This window comes from Mycobacterium asiaticum, from assembly GCF_001668675.1.
Lineage (GTDB): Bacteria > Actinomycetota > Actinomycetes > Mycobacteriales > Mycobacteriaceae > Mycobacterium > Mycobacterium asiaticum_D.
On record NZ_LZKQ01000080.1, the window covers coordinates 1 to 6,590 of the forward strand.

The following is a 6,590-nucleotide window of genomic DNA, read 5'->3' on the forward strand; positions in this document are numbered from 1 at the left end:
CCCGGAGGCGGAGCCGCGGTCCTGCTGGCCGCCGCGGCGCGGGGCGCGTGCGGGCACCACGGTGTTGGGGGGGTCGTCGGGGGCGGGACCGTCGTCACCGTCATCGCCGTTTCCGGACTTGCGGCGTCTGCGGCGGCGGCGGCGACGGCTGGCGCCTTCGGCCGAACCGTTCTCGTCCTCGTTCTCGTTGTCGTCGGCGTCGTCGGAGTCTTTGCCGTCCTCCGAGTCGCTGTCGTCGCCCGCACGGGTCTCGGTATCGGTCCCCGATTGATTCGGGCTGTCGCCGTCGGCGCCGTTCTGTTCACCGCGCCCGCGACCGCGGCCCCGGCGCCCGCGGCGCCGCCGCTTGTTGGCCGGCCGGTCCGCCTGCTCTTCGTCGTCGTCCGCCCCCGAACCGTCCAAGTCGTCGGAGTCGTCGGAATCATCGTCATCATCGTCGTCGCGCGGCTGGACCGGTTCCCGCACCGGCTGCGGCGCGACGAACAACGGCATGTAGTGCGGGCGTTCGACGGGTGGTGGTTCCAGCATCAGCCGGGACTCGGGTTCTGCGGCCTCGCCGGCGGGTTCCGTTGCGGCGGCGGCGTCAGGTGCGTCCGGCTGGGCGGCCAGCAGGTCGCGCACCCGGACCGCGTCGACGTGATCGACGCTGGAATGCGCGCTGCGGATCCGGCCGTCGAGGGCGGCCAACGCATCGAGTACCCGCCTGCTGGTGGTTCCCAGAGTTCGGGCGAGCGAATGGACTCTCAGGCGTTCGGGCAGGTCCTCACGCTGTGTCGGCTCGTTTGCTGGGTCGGAAGATGGGGCACCGTCTACCACGTATTCTCCTCAAGCCCCCGGGCGCGTCGTCCTATCGACGCGGCCACGCGAGGGCTGCGCTATGAGTCCGGGTTATTTCCCCCGGACTTGTGATGGTCTCGCCCCGAGCGGCCCACGAGGAGCCCACTCGGCGCCGTGCTGAATGACGGCTCCACATGCTGCGCCGCACCGCGGACTGGCGATGGTCGCGCTTGTCAAAGTCTTCATTCGAGTGTCCGACGCCAGTTCGACGACGTTCACCCGGAGCCAGTATCCCACATCGCGCAACGAGCTCACGCGCCCCTGACGTGGGCGCCCGTTTAACCCGCCCGAGCGGCGTCAGGAGCGGCGTCAGATGCCGGGGAACCAGAGCTCGATTTCGCGCTGTGCTGATTCGGGCGAATCCGACCCGTGCACCAGGTTGAACTGCGTCTCCAGGCCGAAATCCCCGCGGATGGTGCCCGGAGTGGCCTTGTCCACCGGGTCGGTACCGCCGGCGAGCTGACGGAATGCGGCGATCGCGCGCGGCCCGGAGACCACGGCCGCCACCACCGGTCCGGAGGTGATGAACTCCAGCAACGAGCCGAAGAACGGCTTGCCGTCGTGTTCGGCGTAATGACGACGGGCCAGGTCCTCGCCCACGGTCCTGAGCTCCAGTGCCGCGATGGTGAGGCCCTTGCGCTCGATGCGGCCGAGTATCTCGCCAATCAACTGGCGCTCCACGCCGTCGGGCTTGATCAATACGAGGGTCCGTTCAGTCACGGTGCACACAGTAAAGGTCCGCGGTCACCGTCACCAAGTCGCCGTGACCCATTCGCTGGGCGGGGGTCGGCGCCGTGCGCGCAGGTTCAGGCCTGCGGCGGTTGCTGCCGGCGCCGCACCTCGGCGCGCAGGTAGGCGATCAGCGCCCACACCGCGGCGAACAGCACGCCGATGAAGCCGACGGCGGGGTCCAGCAGAAAACCCGCGACCAGCACGAATTGGACACCCACATTCGCCCAGATCGCCCACGGCCTGCGCTGCAAGCCGGCCAGCACCACCAGCAGCACGGCCATCCCGATCAAAAAGCCCAGCGACTTGGCGTTCAGGCCCCCGCCGACCGCGCCCACCACCGGGATGGCCAGCAGCACCACGATCACCTCGAGGATGAGCGTCCCGGCCATCACCCCGGCGAAGCTCTTCCACGGGTCGGCGGGCGGCTGATCGGTCATTCGGGATCACGTCCGAACAGGGTTCGGGCGGCCCCGGCGGTGACCACCGAGCCGGTGATGAGGATCCCCGCCCCGGACAGCGCACCGTCCTCGGCCACCACACCTGCCTCGAAGCCGGCCTCGTCGACCAGGGCGGTCGCGGCATCGATCGCGTCGCGCAGGTTTTCGGCGGTGACCACTCGGTCCGGCCCGAATCGCTGCTGGGCCACCAGCGCCAGCGACTCCACGTCAAGGGCGCGTGGCGACCCGTTGTGAGTCACCACGACGTGGTCGAACACCGGCTCCAGCGCGGCGAGGATGCCGTCCACGTCCTTGTCGGAGAGCACGCTGACCACCCCGACCAGCGTGCGGAAATCGAACTCGTCGGCCAGCGTCTGCGCCAGCGCGGCCGCTCCGGCCGGATTGTGCGCCGCGTCGATGAACACCGTCGGGGCGCTGCGCATACGCTCCAGCCGGCCGGGGCTGGTCACGGCGGCGAAACCGGCCCGGACCAGGTCGACATCGAGCTGCCGCTGGGCACCCGCCCCGAAGAAGGCCTCCACCGCGGCCAGCGCGACCGCCGCGTTGTGCGCCTGGTGCTCGCCGTGCAGAGGCAGATAGATGTCCGGGTACACCCCGCCGAGGCCCTGCAGCTGCAGCATCTGCCCGCCGATGGCGACCTGGCGCTCCAGCACCGCGAACTCGGAGTCCTCGCGGGCGACGGCGGCGTCGGCCTGCACCGTCTGGGCGAGCAGCACCTCCATCGCCTCAGGTGTCTGGCGCCCGATGACGGCCACGGTGTCCGGCGCGCCGTCCGGGGCGCGGGTGATGATGCCGGCCTTCTCCCCCGCGATGCCGCTGATCTCGGGTCCGAGGTAATCGACGTGGTCGACGCTGATCGGGGTGACCACCGCGACCGGCGCATTGATCACGTTGGTGGCGTCCCAGCGGCCACCCATGCCCACCTCGACGATCGCGACGTCGACTGGCGCGTCCGCGAAGGCGGCGAACGCCATCGCGGTCAGCACCTCGAACTTGCTCATCGCCGGACCGTTGGCGGCCTGCGACTGCTGGTCGATTATCTGGATGTACGGTTCGATTTCCCGATAGGTCTCGACGTACTGCGCCGGCGTGATCGGCCTGCCGTCGATCGAAATGCGTTCCACCGCCGACTGCAGGTGCGGGCTGGTGGTACGACCGGTCCGCTGCTGGAATGCAGTGATCAGTGCGTCGATCATCCGGACCACCGACGTCTTGCCGTTGGTGCCGGCGACGTGGATCGACGGATAGCTCAGTTGCGGAGAGCCGAGCAGGTCCATCAGTGCGCTGATCCGGGTCAGGCTGGGCTCGATGCGCGTCTCCGGCCAGCGCTGATCCAGCAGGTGCTCCACCTGCAGCAGCGAGGCGATCTCGTCCGGGGTGGGTGCGAGCCGGGTGCCCGACTCCCAGTCGGGTGTCTCCGAAGTCATTGCAGCGCAGCCAACCTGGCCGTGATCCGCTCGGTTTCCTCCTGCGCCAGCTGCTGTCGTGCGCGGATCTTGCCCACGACCGCCTCCGGCGCCTTGGCCAGGAAGTCCGCGTTGCCGAGCTTGGCCGCAGTGGACGCCAGCTCCTTTTGCGCTGCGGCCAGATCCTTTTCGAGACGACGGCGCTCGGCGGCGACGTCGATGGTGCCCGAGGTGTCGAGTTCGACGACGACGGTGGCAGCGCTGAGCCGCACCTCGAGGGACACCGAGGCGCGGAAGTCCGCACTGGGCTCGGTGAGCCAGGCCAGCGCCGTCACCGCGGGAACCTGCTGGCGCAGACCAGCGTCCTCGACACCGACCAACCGGGCCGGCACCTTCTGCCGATCGGCCAGGCCCTGGTCGCTGCGGAACCTCCGCACCTCGGTCACCAGCTTCTGCATATCGGTGATTCGTTGTGCGGCAATCGGATCGAGCGTGAAGCCCGAGGACTTCGGCCACTCGGCGATCACCAACGACTCCTGGTGCGTCAACGCCTGCCACAGCGCCTCGGTGATGAACGGGATCACCGGATGCAGCAGGCGCAGCAACGTGTCCAGGCCGGCGGCCAGCACGGCGGTGGTGTGCGTGAGGCCCTGCCCCAGCTGGGTTTTGGCCAGTTCCACGTACCAGTCGCAGAATTCGTCCCAGGCGAAGTGGTAGAGCGCTTCGCAGGCCCGGCTGAACTCGTAGCTGTCGAATGCCGAATCCACTTCGGCCCGAACCTCTTCCAGTCGGCCCAGGATCCAGCGGTCGGCGTCGGTGAGCTCGTTCAACGGGGGCAGGGGCGCCAGCGCGGCGCCGTTGAGCAGGGCGTACCGGGTCGCGTTGAACAGCTTGGTGCCGAAGTTGCGCGAGGCCCGGACGGCGTCCTCGCCGATGGCCAGGTCACCGCCGGGGCTGGCGCCGCGGGCCAGGGTGAACCGCAGCGCGTCGGCGCCGAACTTGTCCATCCAGTCCAGCGGGTCGATCACGTTGCCCTTGGATTTGCTCATCTTGCGGCCGAATTCGTCGCGGATCAGGCCGTGCAGGAACACGTCGGTGAACGGCACCTGCGGGCCCCGGCCACCTCCGAGGGTGATGGCGTCGTCACCCCCGACGTAGGTGCCGAACATCATCATCCGGGCCACCCAGAAGAACAGGATGTCGTAACCGGTGACCAGGACGCTGGTCGGATAGAACTTCTCCAACTCGGCCGTACGCGACGGCCAGCCCAGCGTGGAGAACGGCCACAGCGCCGAGGAGAACCACGTGTCCAGCACGTCGGGGTCCTGCTCCCAGCCCTCTGGCGGTGTCTCGTCGGGACCGACGCAGATCTGCTCGCCGTCGGGCCCGTACCAGATCGGGATGCGGTGACCCCACCACAGCTGCCGCGAGATGCACCAGTCGTGCATGTCGTCCACCCAGCCGAACCACCGTGGCTCCAGGCTGGCCGGGTGAATCACCGTGTCGCCGTTGCGAACCGCGTCCCCGGCGGCCTTGGCCATCGATTCCACCCGGACCCACCACTGCAGCGACAGTCTGGGTTCGATCGGCTCACCGCTGCGCTCGGAGTGCCCGACGCTGTGCAGGTAGGGTCGCTTCTCCTCGACCACCCGCCCCTGGGCGGCCAGCGCCTCGCGCACCGCCACCCGTGCCTCGAAGCGGTCCATGCCGTCGAATTGCGTTCCGGTGTCGGCGATTCGGCCCTTGGTGTCCATGATCGAGGGCATCGGCAGCTGGTGGCGCATTCCGATCTCGAAGTCGTTCGGGTCGTGCGCGGGCGTGACTTTGACTGCGCCGGTCCCGAATTCGGGATCCACGTGTTCGTCGGCGACGATGATCATCTCGCGTTCGACGAACGGGTGCGCCAACGTGGTCCCAACCAGGTGGCGGTAGCGATCGTCGTCCGGGTGCACCGCAATGGCGGTGTCGCCGAGCATGGTCTCGACGCGGGTGGTCGCGACGACGATGTGCGGTTCGGCGTCGTCGAGCGAGCCGTAGCGGAACGAGACCAGCTCCCCTTCGACGTCCTGGTAGTTGACCTCCAGGTCGGAGATGGCCGTCTGAAGCACCGGTGACCAGTTGACCAGGCGCTCGGCCCGGTAGATCAGCCCGTCGTCGTAGAGCCGTTTGAAGATGGTTCGCACCGCCCGCGACAGGCCCTCGTCCATGGTGAACCGGTCGCGGCTCCAGTCGACGCCGTCACCGAGCCGCCGCATCTGGCCGCCGATGGCGCCGCCCGATTCCCGTTTCCAGTCCCAGACCTTTTCGACGAACAGCTCACGGCCGAAGTCCTCTTTGGTCTTGCCGTCGACGGCCAGCTGCTTTTCCACCACGCTCTGGGTGGCGATGCCGGCGTGGTCCATGCCGGGCTGCCACAGCACCTCATAGCCCTGCATGCGCTTGCGGCGGGTCAGCGCATCCATCATGGTGTGCTCGAGCGCGTGACCCATGTGCAGGCTGCCGGTCACGTTCGGCGGCGGCAGCACGATCGAGTAGGCGGGCTTGGTGCTCTGCGGGTCCGCGGCGAAGTAGCCGGCATCCAGCCACCGTTGGTAGATCGCGTCCTCCATCGCGGCCGGATCCCAGGACTTGGGTAGCTGGTCGTCGGCGGGGCGGGCGCTGGCGGTCACCGGTCAATTCTAGGAACCGCCGCCCGCGCCCCGTGTAACGGCCTGAATCCGCAGGTCAGCGAGCTCAGGCGGGTCTGGTCAGGGAATTGTGACGACTTGACCCGGGTAGATCAGGTCGGGGTTGGGGATGCCGCTGGCGTCCGCGATCACCTGGTACTTGCTTCCGTCGCCGTAGAAGCGCTCGGCGATGGCCCACAGGGTGTCCCCCGACTCGACGGTGTAGGTGCGCGCGGCGGGCTCCGGCGCGGGTTCGGGCGGGGCCTCGGGTGCCGCCTCCCCAACCGGCTCGGCGACTGCCTGGTCGGTGGGCGCCGGCCCGTCCTGGGAGATGCCCTTGTCATCGAGATCCTCGGCGGCGGGCTCGGCCACCGGCTCGGGCGGCGGCGGTGCGTCGGTCTCGGTTTTGGTGGACCAGGCCGGGCCGTCGGCGGCGTAGAGCACCAGATTGCGGTCGTCCTGCAGGACGAGCCTGACCTGCTTTTTGCCCT

Annotated in this window: 5 protein-coding genes and 1 pseudogene; all 6 read right to left on the reverse strand. The window is 68.9% G+C overall.

Annotated features, from left to right (window positions below):
• Positions 1 to 816 (reverse strand): annotated as a pseudogene (locus A9X01_RS07730) (ribonuclease E/G); the annotation flags it as partial.
• Positions 817 to 1,146: 330 nt separating this feature from the next.
• The gene (gene ndk / locus A9X01_RS07735; RefSeq protein WP_065037044.1) at positions 1,147 to 1,557 is read right to left on the reverse strand and encodes a nucleoside-diphosphate kinase; all 411 of its coding nucleotides are present in this window, start codon (positions 1,555 to 1,557) and stop codon (positions 1,147 to 1,149) included.
• A gap of 86 nt (positions 1,558 to 1,643) precedes the next feature.
• Positions 1,644 to 2,006, reverse strand: coding sequence for a DUF4233 domain-containing protein (locus tag A9X01_RS07740; protein WP_065120187.1), 363 nt, complete (start codon positions 2,004 to 2,006; stop codon positions 1,644 to 1,646).
• Complete coding sequence (gene folC / locus A9X01_RS07745) at positions 2,003 to 3,454, reverse strand: bifunctional tetrahydrofolate synthase/dihydrofolate synthase (RefSeq protein WP_065120188.1); 1,452 nt, start codon at positions 3,452 to 3,454, stop codon at positions 2,003 to 2,005. Before folC ends, A9X01_RS07740 begins: the two co-directional genes overlap by 4 nt.
• Positions 3,451 to 6,102, reverse strand: coding sequence for a valine--tRNA ligase (locus A9X01_RS07750; protein ID WP_065120189.1), 2,652 nt, complete (start codon positions 6,100 to 6,102; stop codon positions 3,451 to 3,453). Before A9X01_RS07750 ends, folC begins: the two co-directional genes overlap by 4 nt.
• Before the next feature lie 78 nt (positions 6,103 to 6,180).
• The coding region (locus A9X01_RS07755; protein ID WP_155771983.1) for a LysM peptidoglycan-binding domain-containing protein at positions 6,181 to 6,590 on the reverse strand (410 nt) is incomplete at its 5' end.

What these genes read in the sequence shown, in the direction of transcription:
- A9X01_RS07740 (WP_065120187.1), bottom strand. Translation starts at nt 2,006, where the DNA reads ATGACCGATCAGCCGCCCGCCGACCCGTGGAAGAGCTTCGCCGGGGTG.
- folC (WP_065120188.1), bottom strand. Translation starts at nt 3,454, where the DNA reads ATGACTTCGGAGACACCCGACTGGGAGTCGGGCACCCGGCTCGCACCC.